A 17,308-nucleotide genomic window follows, 5' to 3' on the forward strand; every position below is an offset into this window, starting at 1 on the left:
ACCCGGTGGCCCCGCCGGTCTGCGACCATGGGCAGCATGCGTGCGCGATACGGAGTACCCCTGGGAATCACGGCCGTCGGCGCCGCCGGCATTGCCTATGCCGCCGGCTTCGAAGTCCGGTCCTTCCGGCTGCGGCGGGTCACCGTGCCCGTGCTGCCACACGGCATGCGGCCCCTGCGGGTCCTCCAGGTCTCCGACATCCACATGGTCGGCGGGCAGCGCAAGAAGCAGCGCTGGCTCCAGTCGCTGGCCGGCCTGCGTCCCGACTTCGTCATCAACACCGGTGACAACCTCTCCGACCCGGAGGGCGTGCCCGAGACGCTGGACGCCCTCGGCCCGCTGATGGAGTTCCCCGGTGCCTATGTCTTCGGCTCCAACGACTACTACGGGCCCAAGCTGCGCAACCCCGCCCGCTACCTGCTGGAGAAGGCCAGCGGCCGGCACGGGCTGAACGGCAACGCGCCCGCGGTCGCCGCGATCCACAACCCGTGGGAGGACCTGCGCGACGGGTTCGACTGCGCGGGCTGGGTCAACCTCACCAACACCCGGGGCAGCCTCAAGATCGACGGCTATGAGATCGCCCTGACCGGCCTCGACGACCCGCACATCAAGCGGGACCGGTACGCACACGTCACGGGCGGCCCCCGGGAGGACGCCGACTTCTCGCTCGCCGTCGTCCACGCCCCCTACCTCCGGGTGCTCGACGCCTTCACCGCCGACCGCTACCCGCTGATCCTCGCCGGGCACACCCACGGCGGCCAGCTCTGCATCCCCTTCTACGGCGCTCTCGTCACCAACTGCGACATCGACACGAAGCGCGTGAAGGGCCTCTCCACCCACCGGGCCGGCGGCAACCGCTCCTACCTCCACGTCTCCGCCGGCTGCGGCACGAACCGCTACACCCCGGTCCGCTTCGCGTGCCCCCCCGAGGCCACCCTGCTCACCCTGACCGCGCGGGACTGACCCCCGCCGGAGCGGCCCCGGGAATCGGATTTCGTCTCCGGGCCCGGGTCCGCTAAAGTAGAGCCTGTTGCGCCGGGGACCTGCGAAAGCGGAAACTCGGGGGCACATCGGGGTGTAGCGCAGCTTGGCAGCGCGCTTCGTTCGGGACGAAGAGGTCGTGGGTTCAAATCCCGCCACCCCGACTTCGTAAGACCAGGTCAGGGGCCTGATCCACTCAGTGGATCAGGCCCCTGAGTGGTTTCCGGGGTTCTTTTCCGGTTTTCCGGCCGTGTGAGCGGGGCCACTCTTTCGTCGGTCGGCAAAGGCCGGTGTTCGGTCCTGTGGGGGTCGGGCGCGTGGGGCGGGGAGCCAATGCCGTGGGCGGTGCGGGGAGTTCATGTGCGGGCGTGCGGGGCGGGGTCGCGCGGTGGCGTTTCGCTCGCTTCCGGTGGGGCTCTCGGCGGCCGGTCGGCCGTGAGGCGCGGAGTTATCCACAGGCTGCGGCGCGTTGTCGCCCGTTCGGCGCAGAATGGGGGGCATGACTGAGAGCAACGGGCCCCAGCGGGGCGACGGGTCCATGCGGGCCGACGGGTCCATGCCGGATTGGGAGAGGCGCTTCCGGGCGCCGCGGGTGGGGCTGCCGAGATGGGCCGAGGACGCCCCGGACCGGTCGCTGTTCACGTCGAACGTGACGGGCACCTTCGAGCTGTACGCGTGGGACCGGGCGACGGGCGCGCAGCGGCAGGCGACCGACCGGCCGAACGGCACGACGGGCGGTCTGCTGTCCCCGGACGGCGAGTGGATCTGGTGGTTCTCGGACAAGGACGGCGACGAGTTCGGCATCTGGATGCGGCAGCCCTTCCACGGCGGGCCGGACGAGCCCGCGACGCCCGGGCTCGACCCCTCCTACCCCGACGGGCTGGCCCTCGGCCGGGACGGCACGGCCGTCGTGGGGTGCTCCACGGACAAGGGGGGCTCGACGATCCACGTCGTACGGCCCGGGGCCGGGCCCGTGGAGATCTACCGCCACGCGGAGTCCGCGGGTGTCGGTGATCTGTCCCATGACGGGACGTTGATCGCGATCGAGCACACCGAGCACGGCGATGCCATGCACTCGGCGATCCGGGTCGTCCGGACGGACGGCACGGCCGTCGCCGAGCTGGACGACACCCGGGGCGGTACCGAGGAGCTGGGCCTGTCCGCCATGGGCTTCGCGCCGGTCGACGGGGACTCCCGGCTGCTCGTGGGGCACCAGCGGCGCGGCCGCTGGGAGCCCCTCCTGTGGGATCCGGTGACGGGCGAGGAGACGACACTCGCCATCGAGCTGCCCGGTGACCTGGACGCGGACTGGTATCCGGACGGCTCCGCCCTGCTGATCGAGCACAGCTACCAGGCACGCAGCGAGCTGTGGCGGTACGACCTGGGAAGCGGCGAGCTGACCCGGCTGGAGACTCCCGAGGGCACGGTGTCCGGGGCGCTGCCGCGACCGGACGGGACCGTGGAGTTCCTGTGGTCCTCGGCCGCGAAGCCGCCGGTGGTGCGGTCCACGAGCGGGCGGGTCGTGCTGGATCCGCCGGTGGCGGACCACGGCGTCGGGAGCGCCCCCGACTCGGTGCCGGTCAGCGACGCCTGGGTGCCGGGGCCGGGTGGTGATGTGCACGCGCTGGTGCAGAAGCCCGCGGGCGAGGGGCCGTTCCCGACCGTCTTCGACATCCATGGCGGCCCGACCTGGCACGACAGCGACGCCTTCGCCGCGGGGCCGGCGGCCTGGGTGGATCACGGTTACGCGGTCGTGCGGGTCAACTACCGCGGCTCGACGGGCTACGGCAGGGCGTGGACGGACGCGCTCAAGCACCGGGTGGGGCTGATCGAGCTGGAGGACATCGCGGCCGTGCGGGACTGGGCGGTGGCGAGCGGGCTCGCGGACCCGGACCGGCTGGTCCTGGCGGGCGGCTCCTGGGGCGGCTACCTGACGCTGCTGGGCCTCGGCACCCAGCCGGACGCCTGGGCGCTGGGGCTCGCCGCGGTCCCCGTGGCGGACTATGTGACGGCCTATCACGACGAGATGGAGGCGCTGAAGGCCCTGGACCGCACGCTGCTGGGCGGCACCCCGGAGGAGGTTCCGGAGCGCTACGCCGCGTCGTCGCCGCTGACGTACGTCGACGACGTGCGGGCCCCGGTCTACATCTCCGCGGGCATGAACGACCCGCGCTGCCCGATCCGGCAGGTCGAGAACTACGTGGACCGGCTCGCGGAGCGTGGGCACCCGCACGAGGTGTACCGCTATGACGCGGGGCACGGCTCGCTGGTCGTGGAGGAGCGGATCAAGCAGCTTCGGCTGGAGATCGCTTTCGCGGAGCGCCATCTGGGCCGTCCGGACCGCTCGGACCGTCCGGGTCACTCGGACCGCTCGGGCCTGTCGGACCACTCGGACCGGTCGGGTGATCCGGGCCGCCCGGTTCCTCGGGTGTGATGCCGAGCGCCAGGTCCCGGGCGACTTCCGCCTCCCGGCGGAACAGCCGGAACCACATGAAGACGACGAAGCCCGCGACGGCGAACCACTCGCCGGTGTAGCCGAGGTTCTGGAAGGCCTTGAGGTCGAGGCCGCTGCCGGGCGCCGCGGAGGGGGGCACCGGGATCATGGCGCCCGATGCCTTGGGGGCGGTGATCCACGCGTCGTACACCTCGTACGGCACGAGGTTGACCAGCGACGCCGCGCTGATCACACCGAGCTGCCCCTCGGGCAGCCCGCCGCCCGTCCGTACGCCCTTGGAGCCGAGGGTCTCCGAGGCCTGGAGCGCGCCGGTCACGGTGACGTGGCCGGCGGGCGGGGCCGGCACCTTGGCGGCGTCGGGCCGGGAGTTCGCGTCGCCGGGCAGCCAGCCCCGCACGACGGGCAGGGCCTTGCCGCCGTCGGTCCGGAGCAGGGTCAGGACGTAGAAGCCCTTGCGGTCCTCGAGGTCCCGGTCCGGGACGAGCAGCTGGTGCGCGGTGTCGTAGCGGCCGGTCGCGGTGGCCTGGCGGCCCGAGGTCTCGGTGCTCACCGGCAGCAGGTCGCGCAGCGGCTCGGCGGCGGCGGTGCGGGCGTTGTCGGCCTGCGTCTGCTGTTCGCGGTGCGAGTCGACACGCGATTCGAAGCGGCCGAGCTGCCAGCTGCCCATGAACAGACACACGGGGATGGCCAGCACGGCGAAGACGTTGATCCCCCACCATCGGGGAGTCAGCAGGAACCGATACACACCACCACGGTACGGGCACCGATCCACCGGGCGGCACCGACCCCTCCCGTTCCGGGCCGGGCCGCGCCCGCCCCGGCACCGAACCGGGCCCGCCGGGCGGGGGTTACGGCTTGGTGGCGAGCGGGCCGGTGCGGTAGACCGTGCCGGCGCAGGCGTCGTTGATCTTCGCGTCCGCGGCGGCGGGCTCCCCGGTGTCCGGGGTGTGGCTGACCACGACGCTGGCGGGCGGCTTGGGCTCGGGGGTGTCCTGGCCCGTCGGCTGGTCCGCGGCCGTGGGGCCGGAGGCCGCGGAGGTGCTCACGGCGGGCGACGGCGAGGCACCGCCTCCGCCGGCGCTGGCGCAACCGCTCGGCCCGCCGCCGGACGCGGGGACCCAGGCGAACTTGACCTCGTAGGCCTGGCCGGGCTGGAGGATCACCTCGCTGGGCTCGGTGGACGGGTCGGGCAGCCCGGTCGCGGCGTCACCGGCCGTGTGGTCCACGACGGAGACACGGGAGGTCTCGGCGCTGCCCTGCCCGGTGACGGCGACGGCACCCGGGCCGCCCACCGTGCACACGGCCCGGGAGACATTGACGACCCGGAAGGAGCCGTAGACCCGGCCCTCCCTGTCGGCCGCGCCGACGCTGCCCGCGCCGTTGCCGAGCTGGTTGCGGTCACAGGTCGGCGAGGTCGCGGCGAGGGTGCTGGTGGGGCCGGGAAGGGGGCCGCCCGGGGCGCCGCCCGCGTGACTCTCGGGGCGGGCGTCCTCCCCCTTGCGCTTCTCCTGGTGCTCCTCGTCCTCGCGGTCGGCCGGGCGGGAGGCGCCTTCCTCGGGCTCACGGCCCGCGCCGCCGCCGCTGCGCCGCCCCTCGGCGGTGCCTTCCTCGGTCTGCCGGCTGCTCGCGGCATTGGCCGGGCGCTCGTCGGCGGTGCCGCCGGTGGTGGCGACGCGCAGGAGCGCCGGCATGGCCGTACCGCCGAGGATCACGGCCGCCGCCACGCCGACCACGGCCTGGCGGCGTCGGGTACGCCGGGCGGGGACGGCACGCCGCAGGTGTTCCAGCGCGTCGGGGGAGGGTTCGAGGTCGTCGACGACGCCGTGCAGCAGCCGGCGCAGCGCCTGCTCGTCGCCGTCGCTCACCTCGCCGTCGCCCATGGCGTGGCCGACCGTGTCGCCGTCGCCCACGGCGCCGTCGGGCGTCGCCTCGGCACCGGACGCCTGGCCGATACGGCCGATGTGACCGAAGGGGTGGCTGTGATTTCGCTGTGGGTCCGGCTGCGGGCTCTGCCGCGCGTCCTGCGGCTCCTGCCGATCCTTACGGAGGTCATGGTTCCGGCGGCCGTCCGGGAAGTGCTGGTTCATGCCGGGGCCTCCATGGCGACGCGCAGCGCCGCGATGCCCCGCGAGCCGTAGGCCTTGACCGAGCCGAGCGAGAGGCCCAGCGTCTCCGCGACCTGCACCTCGGTCATGTCGGCGAAGTAGCGCAGAACCAGGACCTCGCGCTGGCGGCGCTGCAGTCCACGCATCGCTTGAATCAATTGGTCGCGCTCCAGCTGTTCGTACGCACCCTCTTCCGCGCTCGCCATGTCGGGCATCGGCTTGGAGAGCAGCTTCAGCCCGAGGATGCGGCGGCGAAGCGCGGAACGGGACAGATTGACGACAGTCTGCCGCAAATAGGCGAGGGTCTTTTCCGGGTCGCGGACGCGGTTGCGCGCGGAATGCACCCGTATGAAGGCTTCCTGCACCACGTCCTCGCAGGACGCGGTGTCGTCCAGGAGCAGGGCGGCGAGGCCGAGCAGTGACCGGTAGTGGGCACGGTAGGTCTCGGTGAGGTGGTCGACTGTGGTGCCCGCTGCCATCGCCTCGTCAGCGTCCCCACGCTGCGGAGGTATCTGCGCGGGGCGGGTAGCGGACCAGGGGGCGATCACCGGCATGCCGCCCGACGTGCGCGAACGCGGGCGTGCCGCGGCGCTGCTCCGCCTCGGGGCGGTTGCGATGCTGATGACCTCTGCCACGCCTGTTGGACACGCTTCCCCCCGTCAGGGTTGTACGCGCAAGGCACCGCGTTTGACGACGCGCCGAACGACGATGCGCCATATGCCCTCATGCGTACCAGCTCTTCCCGAATCCCCGATTTTGGTACCGCCGTGAGAGACGGCAACAAAGACGCTCCCCGCCCCGCTGCGGTTGCAGTGGGCGGGGAGCGAATCGTCGAACATACCGTCTGCCCAGTTCAAGAGGTCCGGACCAACGACTTGATCACAGGACCTTCACACGTCCCCCAAGTATTACGGGGCCGTCAGCTCCGCCGCCACGACTTCCGCGATCTGGGCGGTGTTGAGGGCCGCGCCCTTGCGCAGATTGTCGCCGCAGACGAAGAGTTCGAGCGCCTTCGGGTCGTCCAGCGAGCGCCGCACCCGGCCGACCCAGGTCGGGTCGGTGCCCACCACATCGGCGGGCGTGGGGAATTCGCCCTCGGCCGGGTTGTCGCAGAGCACGACCCCCGGCGCGTTGGCCAGGATCTCGTGCGCCTGGTCCACCGTCACCTCGTTCTCGAACCGCGCGTGCACGGTCAGCGAGTGCGTGGTGACGACCGGGACCCGGACGCAGGTCGCGGTGACCCGCAGGTCGGGCAGCCCCAGGATCTTGCGGGACTCGTTGCGGACCTTGAGCTCCTCGGAGGACCAGCCGTCCTCCTTGAGGGAGCCGGCCCACGGCACGACGTTCAGCGCCAGCGGGGCCGGGAACGGTCCCGCCGTGTCACCGACCGCGCGCCGCACATCGCCGGGCTGGGTGCCCAGCTCCGTACCGGCGACGGCCGCGAGCTGCGCGCGCAGGGTGTCGACGCCGTCCTTGCCCGCGCCGGAGGCCGCCTGGTACGAGGAGACGATCAGCTCCCTCAGCCCGAACTCGGCGTGCAGGGCCCCCATCGCGACGATCATCGACAGGGTGGTGCAGTTGGGATTGGAGATGATCCCGCGCGGCCGCATCCGGGCCGCGTGCGCGTTCACCTCGGGCACCACCAGCGGCACGTCCGGATCCATCCGGAAGGCGCCGGAGTTGTCCACGGCGACCGCGCCCTTGGCGGCCGCGATCGGCGCCCAGTGCGCGGAGACCTCGTCGGGCACGTCGAACATCGCGACGTCGACGCCGTCGAAGGCCTCCTCGCTCAGCGCGACGACCTCGACCTCCTCGCCCCGGACGGTCAGCTTCCGGCCCGCCGAGCGCGGCGACGCGACGAGACGGATCTCGCCCCAGACGTCCTCGCGCTGCGAGAGGATCTCGAGCATGACCGTCCCCACGGCGCCGGTCGCGCCGACGACGGCGAGGGTGGGCTTACGGCCCGTACGCGCGGTACGGGCCGCATGACCGTCGGTCATCGACCGGTGCCTCCGTAAACGACCGCCTCGTCGCTCTCGGTGTCCAGGCCGAAGGCCGTGTGCACGGCGCGCACCGCTTCGTTCACATCGTCGGCACGGGTGACGACCGAGATGCGGATCTCGGAGGTCGAGATCAGCTCGATGTTCACGCCGGCGTTCGACAGCGCCTCGAAGAACGTCGCGGTGACTCCGGGGTTGGTCTTCATCCCGGCGCCGACCAGCGAGATCTTGGCGATCTGGTCGTCGTAGCGCAGCGAGTCGAAGCCGACGCCGGCCTTCGTCTTCTCCAGCGCCGCGATGGCCTTGCGGCCCTCGGTCTTCGGCAGCGTGAAGGAGATGTCGGTCAGACCGGTGGACGCGGCCGAGACGTTCTGCACGACCATGTCGATGTTGATCTCGGCGTCCGCGATCGCGCGGAAGATCGTCGCGGCCTCGCCCGGCTTGTCCGGCACCCCGACGACCGTGACCTTCGCCTCGGACGTGTCGTGGGCAACCCCCGAGATGATCGCCTGCTCCATCGGCTGGTCCCCTTGCGGTTCGTTGCTGACCCATGTGCCCTTGAGCCCCGAAAAGGACGAACGCACATGGATCGGGATGTTGTAACGGCGTGCGTACTCGACGCAGCGGTGCAGCAGCACCTTGGATCCGGAGCTGGCCAGCTCCAGCATGTCCTCGAAGGAGATCCACTCGATCTTCCGGGCCTTCTTCACGACCCGCGGATCGGCGGTGAAGACCCCGTCGACGTCGGTGTAGATCTCGCACACCTCGGCGTTCAGCGCGGCGGCCAGCGCGACGGCGGTGGTGTCGCTACCGCCGCGGCCCAGGGTGGTGATGTCCTTCTTGTCCTGGGACACACCCTGGAAACCGGCCACGATCGCGATATTGCCCGCGTCCACCGACTGCTGGATGCGGCCCGGCGTGACATCGATGATCCGCGCCTTGTTGTGGACCGAGTCGGTGATGACCCCGGCCTGGCTCCCGGTGAACGACTGTGCCTCGTGACCGAGGTTTTTGATCGCCATCGCCAGCAGCGCCATGGAGATCCGCTCTCCGGCGGTCAGCAGCATGTCGAACTCGCGCCCGGCAGGGATCGGCGAAACCTGCGCGGCGAGATCGATCAACTCGTCCGTCGTGTCACCCATCGCGGAAACCACGACGACCACCTGGTGGCCGTTCTTCTTGGCTTCCACGATTCGCTTGGCGACCCGCTTGATGCCTTCGGCATCGGCAACGGAGGAGCCTCCGTACTTCTGCACGACAAGGCCCACGTGCGCTCCTCGCAGCTATATGTAATGAGGTCGACTCAGTCTAACGAGCAGGCCGAATCCACCTCGCCAATATCACATGGTGAGACATAACGCTCGCCACATGACCGGCGCGGCAAGACGGCGCGACGTTCTCGTCGCACCCGGCCGCGCCCGTTCCGCGACGGTCCCTGCCCGTATCGTCGCAGCGCACACGGGAACGTAAGCCAGGTCACACGACCGGCCTCAGGGGGGCACGCTCAGATCGAGCGCAGCCCCAGCGGGCCCGCGATCTCGGCCGCCATGACCTGGCCGGCTTCCTCGGCCAGCTTCTCCTCCGCCGCGGCGTCGTCCGTGTCCAGCCCGTCCAGCTCGCCCAGCGGCTGGTCCAGCCGGACGTGCGCGACGAGCGACTGCAGCGCCCGCAGGGCGGCGGAGGCGGTGGGGCCCCAGTTCGACAGGTAGGAGAACTGCCACCACCACAGCGCCTCGCTGACGCGGCCGTCGCGGTAGTGCGCCATGCCGTGCCGCAGGTCGGTGATGATGTCGGCGAGGTCGTCCGAGATCCGGCACGCGACGGGCGCGCTGCGCGGCACGTACGGATCGAACACCTCCGCGTAGACGTCGACCGGGTCCAGCAGCCGGGCGAACCGCTCCCGCAGTTCGTCGACGTCCGGCTCGGGGCCCACGTCCGGTTCGTACCGCTCGTCCGGGAGGAAGTCCTCGTGCGCGCCCAGCCGGCCACCGGTCAGGATGAGCTGGGAGAGCTCCAGCAGCAGGAAGGGAACGGCGCTGTCGGGCTCGTCGCCTCGGGACACCTCGGCGACCGCCACGATGAAACTCTCGATCGAGTCCGCGATCTGGACGGCGAAATCGTCCGGATCACGCTTGGCGTCATGGAGCGTTGCGTCAGACATCGAGAAGTCGTCTCCCTTCGAAGGCACGCCCGAGCGTGACCTCGTCGGCATATTCCAGATCTCCACCCACAGGCAGACCACTGGCCAGCCTCGTGACCTTCAAACCCATGGGCTTCACCATGCGCGCGAGGTACGTGGCCGTGGCCTCCCCCTCAAGATTGGGGTCGGTGGCCAGGATCAGCTCGGTGACCGTGCCGTCCGCGAGCCGCGCCAGCAGCTCACGGATCCGCAGGTCGTCCGGGCCGACGCCCTCGATGGGGCTGATCGCCCCGCCGAGCACGTGATAGCGACCGCGGAATTCCCGCGTCCGCTCGATTGCGACGACGTCCTTGGATTCCTCCACGACACAGATCACCGCGAGATCGCGGCGCGGGTCCGAGCAGACCCGGCACCGCTCCTCCTGCGCCACATTGCCGCAGACGGCGCAGAACCGGACCTTCGCCTTGACCTCGGTCAGTGCGTGGGCGAGCCGGCGGACGTCGGCCGGCTCGGCCTGGAGGATGTGGAAGGCGATCCGCTGCGCGCTCTTGGGACCGACGCCGGGCAGCCTGCCCAACTCGTCGATGAGGTCCTGGACCACGCCTTCATACACGGATCGGATTCGCTTTCTGCGCTTCTTCGGTTACGGACGGTTCAGCGGCGACGGGCCGTCGGTCGGGGACGGTCCGCCGCCGGCCGGGGTCAGAACGGCAGACCGGGGATGCCGCCGCCCAGCCCCTGGGCGAGCGGGCCCAGCTTCTGCTGCTGCAGCTGCTGAGCGGTGGCGTTGGCGTCACGCACCGCGGCGAGGACGAGGTCGGCGAGGGTCTCGGTGTCCTCGGGGTCCACGGCCTTGGGGTCGATGACCAGTGCCTGGAGCTCGCCGGCACCGGTGACCGTGGCCTTCACCAGGCCACCGCCCGCCGTGCCCTCGACCGGGGTCCGAGCCAGCTCCTCCTGGGCCGCGGCGAGATCCTGCTGCATCTTCTGGGCCTGCTGAAGCAGCTGCTGCATGTTCGGCTGGCCACCACCGGGAATCACGGGTTCGCTCCTGGCTGTCGACGACGATTGCTTCGGTAGCCCGAGCCTACGTGCTCGCCGCGCGCCGCGCCCTACGCCGTCGGAAGATGTCCGGGAGCGCCCGGGAGCGCGGGCAGCGCCGGGCGCGTGGGCCCCGGCCCGCGGCCCCCGGCGGCCGGACGCCGCCTACTCGTTGGCGATCTCCTCGATGACGGTCGCGCCCAGCTCGCGCACGATGAGATCGTGGCCGGTCAGCGCGGTGTCGTCGAGATCCGGGTCGTCCTCGGCGGGCATGTCGTCCTCGATCGCGACATGCCGCGGCTCGGCCTCCCGGCGCGGCTGGGACTGCTGGAACTGCCCGGCCGGGGGCCCCGCGGGGGCCTGGGGGGCGGGGGCCGCGGGCGGGGTCGCGGGTGCCGCGGCCTGCGCCGGGCGGGACGCGGCGGGGGCGGCGCCGTGACCGCCGGAGAAGCCGGAGGAGCCGCCCGGGGAACCGGCGGAGCCGAAGCCGCCCGGACCACCGCCGGGAGCGCCACCGGGCCCGCCTCCGGAACCGCCGCCGTATCCGCCGAAGCCGCCCGCGCCACCGCCCGGGCCGCCGCCGAAGCCGCCTCCGGGCGCGCCGCCGCCTCCAGAGGGGTCGACGACCAGCTCGACCTTCCACTGCACGCCCAGCGCGTCACTGAGGGCCTGACGGAGTACGTCCTCGCTGCCGCTGTTGGCGAAGCTGTCGCGCGCTCCGGCGTTGGAGAAGCCGACCTGGACGGTGCTGCCGTCGAAGCCGACGACCTGGGCGTTCTGGCTGAGCAAAATCCACGTGAAACGACGGCGGTTCTTGACCGCGTCCAGGATCTGCGGCCACATCTGCCGGACCTGCGCGGGGTCTCCGCTCGGTGCCGACTGCTGGCCGTACGCGCCGCCACCGGAGGGGGCCGGGGCCGCCGCCGGGGCGGGTGCTCCCTGCCCGGGGGCGGCGGCGGAGGGCCAGGCACCGGCCTGGGGGGCGGGAGCGGCCGATGGTGCGGGAGCGGCCGGTGCGGAAGGGGCGGAACCGGGCGTGGCAGCGGAGGGCCAGGCTCCGGGCCTGCCGCCGCTCGCCGTGCCGCTCGCCGGGCCCGGCGTGCCGCTCTCGGGGCTGCCGGCCGTGGTGGGCCAGGCACCGGCCTGTGGCGCGGGAGCGGCGGGCGGCTGGACGGCCGGGGCCTGCTGCGGCTGGACGGGCTCTGGCTGTACGGGCTGCGGCTCGGCGGCCGCGGGGGCGACGGGAGGGGCCGGGGCGGCGGCAGGGGCGCCCGATACCGCCGCGCGGGCGGCGGCGGGGCCGGTGAGGCCGGAGGCGGCCGTCGGGTCGTGCCCCTGCGGGCCGGGGGCGTACCCCATCGCGGGGCCGCCCTGCGGGGCGCCCACGAAGGCACCGGCGAGGGCGCCGCGCTCCAGCTTGTCGAGCCGGGCCCGGACGGACCGCTCGTCGTCGAAGGCGGCGGGCAGCAGCACCCGCGCGCAGATCAGCTCCAGCTGGAGCCGCGGGGACGTCGCCCCGCGCATCTCCGTGAGTCCCTCGTTGACCAGGTCGGCGGCGCGGCTCAGCTCGGCGGCGCCGAAGACGGACGCCTGCGCCTGCATGCGCTCCACGACGTCGACGGGGGCGTCGATGAGCCCCTTCTCCACCGCGTCGGGCACGGCGGCGAGGATCACGAGATCGCGCAGCCGCTCCAGCAGGTCCGCGACGAAGCGGCGCGGGTCGTTGCCGCCCTCGATGACGCGGTCGACGACCTCGAAGGCCGCGCCGCCGTCGCCGGCCGCGAAGGCGTCGATCACCGAGTCGAGCAGCGAGGCTTCCGTGTAGCCGAGGAGGGACGTCGCCATGGCGTAGGTCACACCGTCCTCGGCGGCACCGGCCAGCAGCTGGTCCATCACGGACATCGAGTCACGCACGGAGCCGGCGCCGGCCCGCACCACCAGCGGCAGCACCCCGTCCTCGACGGGGATCGCCTCGCGGCCGCAGACCTCGCCCAGGTAATCGCGCAGCGTGCCCGGCGGGACGAGCCGGAAGGGGTAGTGGTGCGTACGCGACCGGATCGTCCCGATGACCTTCTCGGGCTCGGTGGTCGCGAAGATGAACTTGAGGTGCTCCGGCGGCTCCTCGACCACCTTCAGCAGGGCGTTGAAGCCCGCCGAGGTGACCATGTGCGCCTCGTCGATGATGTAGATCTTGTAGCGGCTGGAGGCGGGCCCGAAGAAGGCCTTCTCCCGCAGGTCACGGGCGTCGTCCACGCCACCGTGGGACGCGGCGTCGATCTCGATCACATCGAGGGAACCGCGCCCGTTGCGCGCGAGGTCCTGGCAGGACTGGCAGGTGCCGCACGGGGTGGGCGTGGGGCCCTGCTCGCAGTTCAGACAGCGGGCGAGGATGCGCGCGCTGGTCGTCTTGCCACAGCCGCGCGGACCGCTGAACAGATACGCGTGATTGACCCTGTTGTTGCGCAGCGCCTGCTGCAACGGGGTGGTGACATGCTCCTGCCCGATGACCTCTGCGAAGGACTCGGGGCGGTAGCGGCGGTATAGCGCGAGGGACGACACACCTACGACGATATCGGGCCGCACTGACAAGTGGTCTCGATCACAGCCCGGGCCCCCGCCGGGGGCCGTCACGGCCCCTTGTCGCGACCCCCGTCACACCCCTCTCGGGGGCCCCGGGGAACGCAAGGGCCCCCCACGCACCCGCCAGAGCCCACTTACCCTTGCTGCCTTCCGGCCCTGGGGGAGTTAGGTGAGATAGCGCCACGTGAGGGGCTTGCCCTCAGCCTAGCCGATCCCGGGCCCTGCTCGCGCCCTCCCCCTCCCCCGGATCCGCCCCGCACCCTCCACCCCTCCCGCCTCCGGAAGCGATGTTCGCGAGCACCCCCCAACGTCTTGTATTGTTTGCCCCGGAGGATTCGCCTAGTGGCCTAGGGCGCACGCTTGGAAAGCGTGTTGGGGGCAACCCCTCACGAGTTCGAATCTCGTATCCTCCGCACAGTGCCTCACCGGGCACTAACGAAGGCCCCGACCGGGAAACCGGTCGGGGCCTTCGTGATTGCGGCACGTTGCGGCACATCGCGGCGCCCGGGCGCGCCTCGACGCGTCGGTGCCCGGGCGGAACCCCGCCGGATACGACCGGCATACGGGCCGTGCGCGGGCCGTCAGTTGATCGGTGCGGAGACGTGCGTCACATCCGCTCGGCGGTGGGCGCTCCCGGGGGCGGCTCACTGTCTGGCCGCCCCGTGGTCGGCGAACCACCGGTGGGGCTCGGTGGTCTCCAGGTCCGGCGTGGGAGAGGCCGCGTCGGCGGACGCGGACGCTTCCGTGTGGGACTCCGACTGGTGGATGAGGTAGCCCGCGCGCATCCGGGTGCGGGCGCCCAGGCGCTTCATGATCTCGTTGATGTGGCGCTGGCAGGTCCGCACCGACATGCCCATGCGGCGGGCGATGGCCTTGTCGTCCTCGCCCTCGATCAGCAGCCGGACGATGTCGGACTTCATGGCGTCGGACGCGGCGATGGCCTGCTCGCGTCCCAGCTTGGCGGGGAACGGTGTGGCCTGGGCCCAGTGCCGTTCGAAGGTGGTGGCCATGAAGTCCACGATGCTGGGGTCCCGGACGATCACCACGCCGCTCGGGTCGCCGCGCAGTGGGACGACGGCGATGTCGCGGTCGACGACCAGGGCCGGGGCGAAGCGGTCGCCGAGGGTCCTGACCTGCCCGCCCCGGTCGGTCAGCCGCTCGGCGCGGGAGACGGCCGCGGGGTCGAACTGGGCGGTGTGCTGGTAGAGCGTGCGCGTCGGGACGCCGCGGGCGAGTGCCGCCTCCGCCCGTGCGGAGGGTTCCCAGGACGCGTCCTGCCCGGCGCGGCCCGGCTGGGCGACGAGGATCTCCCGGGCCGCGTTGGCGACCAGGTCCTCCACGTACGCGCCGACGTGGGCCGGGCCGGTGACGACCTCGGTGCTCTCCCCGCGCAGCCGGTGCACGACGCCGTCGTGGTAGAGGCCGGACAGGGCCGAGAGTTCGGCGCGTACGTGCGCCAGTGCCTCCTGGAACTGCGCGATCTGACGTGCGGCGGGCTTGAGGACGAGCAGTTCGGCACTGTCCGGGGAGACGGCGGTCAGCCTGGTCGTGTCGCCCTGCAGGGGTTGCAGCAGCCGCAGCCGCAGCAGGATCCGGACCGAGTCCACCACGTCGTCCTCCGGCCGGCCCGTGAGCCGGACGAGTTCGGACAGGGTGATGCTCGTGGCACGCGACGCGTGCTCGTAGACCTCCAGCGCCCCGGGTTCCAGCGGGGCGAGGGCGGCCAGTTGCCGTATGTCCATCTCCTGAGCCCCTCCTTGGCCACGGGTGTTCGGCCGTCGCGCGGCGTGCCGCCGCCGAGCGCGGTTTCTCCGGTCGGGGTGGGTTACCAGCGCTTGGTCTCGCCGATGAAGCCCGGGATCTCGATCGCGGTGCCCCGGCTCCGGGTCTCCTGCAGGACGTAGTGGCCGACCGCGAGATCGAGGATGCCGAGGCCGAACGGCGAGAAGACCGTCGGCTTGGCCGCGTCGAGGGCGATCTCGCCCTGGAGCAGGGCGCCGAGGGTGCCGGTGATGAAGTCGCGTCCGCCGGTGAGCTGTTCGGCCAGGTGCGGTGAGGTCTGGGCCTTGAGGCAGTGGTCGACGTCGTCCACGACGTTGTTGCAGCGCAGGAGAAGCTCGGGGGCGAGGTCGCGCAGGGAGACGTTCAGCAGCACCTGGCCGGGCCGCAGCGCGGTGTCCGCGGGCACGTAGGGCGTGGCCGCGGTGGTCGCGAAGACCACCAGGTCCCGGGTGAGGGCGTCGTCCAGCGTGCCCGTGCCGACGGGGACGCCGAAGCGCGCCTCGGCGTGGTCGGTCAGATGGCCCGCGCTGGTGGGGTCGAGGTCGTGTACAAGGACGTCGGAGACCGGCAGGCCCTCGGCGTGCAGGTAGTCGATGATGGTGCGGGCGATGACGCCCGCGCCGACGACCGCGAGGGTGACCGGCCCGGTGGTGTCGAGCAGCTTCGAGGCGGCGACGGCGGCCGAGGCGGAGGTGCGTGCGGCGCTGATGCCCGCGGCTTCCATGCAGGCCAGCGGGAAGCCGGTGGCGTAGTCGTTGAGCAGCAGCGTCGCCGAGGCGCGGGGCAGCCCCTCCTTGACGTTGTCGGGGAAGCTGGCGATCCACTTCATCCCGATGGTGTCCACCTCGCCCCCGAGGTAGCAGGGCAGGGCGATGACCCGGGCGTTGGGCTTCTCGGGGAAGCGCAGGAAGTAGCTGTCGGGGTTCACCGACAGCCCCTGCTCGTGGGCGATGTAGGTGTCGGCGACGATGCGCAGGACGTCCTTGTGGGCGTCGGTCAGGACGTTGGAGACGGCCTGGCCGGGGATGGCGAAGAAGCGGGACATGGTGCGTCACCTTTCACGATCGGGAAATTGGTCGGGGGGGGGGGGTCGGGGGTGGCTTACGAGGCGGGGTCCGGCCGGCGTGGCGGGGTCCTCACGTGGTGGTGACGCGGTCCAGACCGGCCAGTTGCGGGATGTCGGCGTAGCGCTCGGCGACCCAGGTGTCGGAGTAGACCGTGTCGATGTACTTGTCGCCCATGTCCGGGGAGATCACGGCCACCCGGGCCCCTTCGGGCAGGGTGGGGCCGAGCTGTTGCACGGCGGCGAGCACGGTTCCGGTGGAGCCCCCGACCAGCAGGCCGTACGTCTCGGCGACCCACCGGCACATGGCCACCGTGTCGGCCTCGGCGACGAGGACCTTCTCGAACGTGCCGCTGTCGGTGAACACTTCGGGCCGCCGGCTGGCGCCGAGGCCGGGGATGAACCGGGGGGCCGCGGGGCCGCCGAAGGTGATCGAGCCGACCGAGTCGACGGCCACGAGACGGGTGGCCGGGCTGTGCCGGCCGAAGTACTCCACGCACCCCATCAGGGTTCCGGTGGTGCCCGCCCCGACGAAGAGGACGTCGACGGTACCGAGCCCCCGGTGCACGGCGGCGGCGGTGCGGTCGCGGTGCGCGGTGACCCCGGCGGGGTTGGCGTACTGGTTGAGCCAGACCAGGTCCGGGTCCTGGGCGAGGCGCTGGTGGATGTAGTTGATCCTGGTGTTCAGATAGCCGCCCTGCGCGTCCCGGGTGGTCACCACGACCACGTCGGTGCCCAGGCTCTCCATGACGCGGACCGAGTGCCGGGCCGCGTTGGGGTCCGTGACCACGGTCAGCGCGTAGCCCTTGGCCGCGCACGCCACCGAGAGGGCGACGCCCAGGTTGCCCGACGAGGACTCCACGATCCGGGAGCCGGGGCGCAGCGAGCCCGCCCGTTCCAGCGACTCGATCAGGGCGACGGCGGTCTTGAGCTTGACCGAGCCGGCGGGGTTGAGCCCCTCCAGCTTCAGGAACACCTCGCCGGTGGCGAGGAAGCCGGGCAGGTGGAGGAATACATCATCGATGACGACATCAGCGGCGCTTTCGAAGATCATGTCGGTTGTCTTTCTGCCGGCCCGCGAGGTTGTCGCAAGCCCGGGTCGGTGCGCACCGGACAGCAACGGGGGGTGGACACGTCGGACGTGCTCGGGTGGCGCACCCG

General features: G+C 72.0%; 13 protein-coding genes, 2 tRNA genes, 1 other RNA gene and 1 pseudogene. 4 read left to right on the forward strand and 13 right to left on the reverse strand.

From position 1 onward, the window contains the following. Window positions 1-36 precede the first annotated feature (36 nt). From ACZ6MA_RS29095 to ACZ6MA_RS29105, 3 genes are all read left to right on the forward strand, one after another. The gene (locus tag ACZ6MA_RS29095) at window positions 37-963 is read left to right on the forward strand and encodes a metallophosphoesterase (RefSeq protein WP_469437315.1); all 927 of its coding nucleotides are present in this window, start codon (window positions 37-39) and stop codon (window positions 961-963) included. A 108-nt stretch (window positions 964-1,071) separates the two neighbouring features. After that, window positions 1,072-1,145, forward strand: a tRNA-Pro gene (locus ACZ6MA_RS29100). Window positions 1,146-1,480: 335 nt separating this feature from the next. After that, window positions 1,481-3,415: a S9 family peptidase gene (locus tag ACZ6MA_RS29105; RefSeq protein ID WP_469437317.1), complete on the forward strand. Its 1,935-nt coding sequence runs from the start codon at window positions 1,481-1,483 to the stop codon at window positions 3,413-3,415. Between the two features lie 133 nt (window positions 3,416-3,548). On the opposite strand, the pseudogene ACZ6MA_RS29110 reads toward ACZ6MA_RS29105, so the two are convergent. The 10 genes and pseudogenes from ACZ6MA_RS29110 to ffs all read right to left on the reverse strand — a co-directional run. Then, a pseudogene (locus ACZ6MA_RS29110) lies at window positions 3,549-4,103 on the reverse strand (SURF1 family protein); the annotation flags it as partial. A 181-nt stretch (window positions 4,104-4,284) separates the two neighbouring features. Continuing rightward, the gene (locus ACZ6MA_RS29115; protein ID WP_469437319.1) at window positions 4,285-5,523 is read right to left on the reverse strand and encodes a hypothetical protein; all 1,239 of its coding nucleotides are present in this window, start codon (window positions 5,521-5,523) and stop codon (window positions 4,285-4,287) included. Then, window positions 5,520-6,095 (reverse strand): SigE family RNA polymerase sigma factor, encoded by a 576-nt coding sequence (locus tag ACZ6MA_RS29120; RefSeq protein ID WP_242626134.1) that lies wholly within the window; start codon window positions 6,093-6,095, stop codon window positions 5,520-5,522. The genes ACZ6MA_RS29115 and ACZ6MA_RS29120 overlap by 4 nt, the downstream gene beginning before the upstream one ends. Window positions 6,096-6,449: 354 nt before the next feature. Continuing rightward, complete coding sequence (locus tag ACZ6MA_RS29125; protein WP_469437321.1) at window positions 6,450-7,541, reverse strand: aspartate-semialdehyde dehydrogenase; 1,092 nt, start codon at window positions 7,539-7,541, stop codon at window positions 6,450-6,452. Next, the gene (locus tag ACZ6MA_RS29130; RefSeq protein WP_469437322.1) at window positions 7,538-8,809 is read right to left on the reverse strand and encodes an aspartate kinase; all 1,272 of its coding nucleotides are present in this window, start codon (window positions 8,807-8,809) and stop codon (window positions 7,538-7,540) included. The genes ACZ6MA_RS29125 and ACZ6MA_RS29130 overlap by 4 nt, the downstream gene beginning before the upstream one ends. 236 nt (window positions 8,810-9,045) lie before the next feature. Then, complete coding sequence (locus ACZ6MA_RS29135) at window positions 9,046-9,702, reverse strand: DUF5063 domain-containing protein (RefSeq protein WP_469437323.1); 657 nt, start codon at window positions 9,700-9,702, stop codon at window positions 9,046-9,048. Further along, entirely contained in the window at window positions 9,695-10,294 is a 600-nt protein-coding gene (gene recR, locus ACZ6MA_RS29140; protein ID WP_390146659.1) for a recombination mediator RecR, read from the reverse strand. The genes ACZ6MA_RS29135 and recR overlap by 8 nt, the downstream gene beginning before the upstream one ends. 89 nt (window positions 10,295-10,383) lie before the next feature. Further along, window positions 10,384-10,722, reverse strand: coding sequence for a YbaB/EbfC family nucleoid-associated protein (locus ACZ6MA_RS29145; RefSeq protein ID WP_390146656.1), 339 nt, complete (start codon window positions 10,720-10,722; stop codon window positions 10,384-10,386). A 165-nt stretch (window positions 10,723-10,887) separates the two neighbouring features. Next, window positions 10,888-13,281, reverse strand: coding sequence for a DNA polymerase III subunit gamma and tau (locus ACZ6MA_RS29150; RefSeq protein WP_469437325.1), 2,394 nt, complete (start codon window positions 13,279-13,281; stop codon window positions 10,888-10,890). A 122-nt stretch (window positions 13,282-13,403) separates the two neighbouring features. Beyond that, an RNA gene (gene ffs, locus ACZ6MA_RS29155) (signal recognition particle sRNA small type) lies at window positions 13,404-13,498 on the reverse strand. Window positions 13,499-13,630: 132 nt separating this feature from the next. Between ffs and ACZ6MA_RS29160 the strand changes: the two genes are divergently transcribed. Next, window positions 13,631-13,715, forward strand: a tRNA-Ser gene (locus ACZ6MA_RS29160). A 231-nt stretch (window positions 13,716-13,946) separates the two neighbouring features. Here the strand turns inward: ACZ6MA_RS29160 and ACZ6MA_RS29165 are convergent. From ACZ6MA_RS29165 to sbnA, 3 genes are all read right to left on the reverse strand, one after another. Then, a complete protein-coding gene (locus ACZ6MA_RS29165; protein WP_469437327.1) occupies window positions 13,947-15,044 on the reverse strand; it encodes a helix-turn-helix transcriptional regulator in 1,098 nt (365 codons plus the stop codon). A gap of 83 nt (window positions 15,045-15,127) precedes the next feature. Beyond that, entirely contained in the window at window positions 15,128-16,129 is a 1,002-nt protein-coding gene (sbnB, locus tag ACZ6MA_RS29170) for a 2,3-diaminopropionate biosynthesis protein SbnB (RefSeq protein WP_469437329.1), read from the reverse strand. A 91-nt stretch (window positions 16,130-16,220) separates the two neighbouring features. Next, complete coding sequence (gene sbnA, locus ACZ6MA_RS29175; protein WP_469437331.1) at window positions 16,221-17,201, reverse strand: 2,3-diaminopropionate biosynthesis protein SbnA; 981 nt, start codon at window positions 17,199-17,201, stop codon at window positions 16,221-16,223. Window positions 17,202-17,308: the final 107 nt, after the last annotated feature.

It is taken from the genome of Streptomyces sp. NPDC042259 (genome assembly GCF_055582085.1).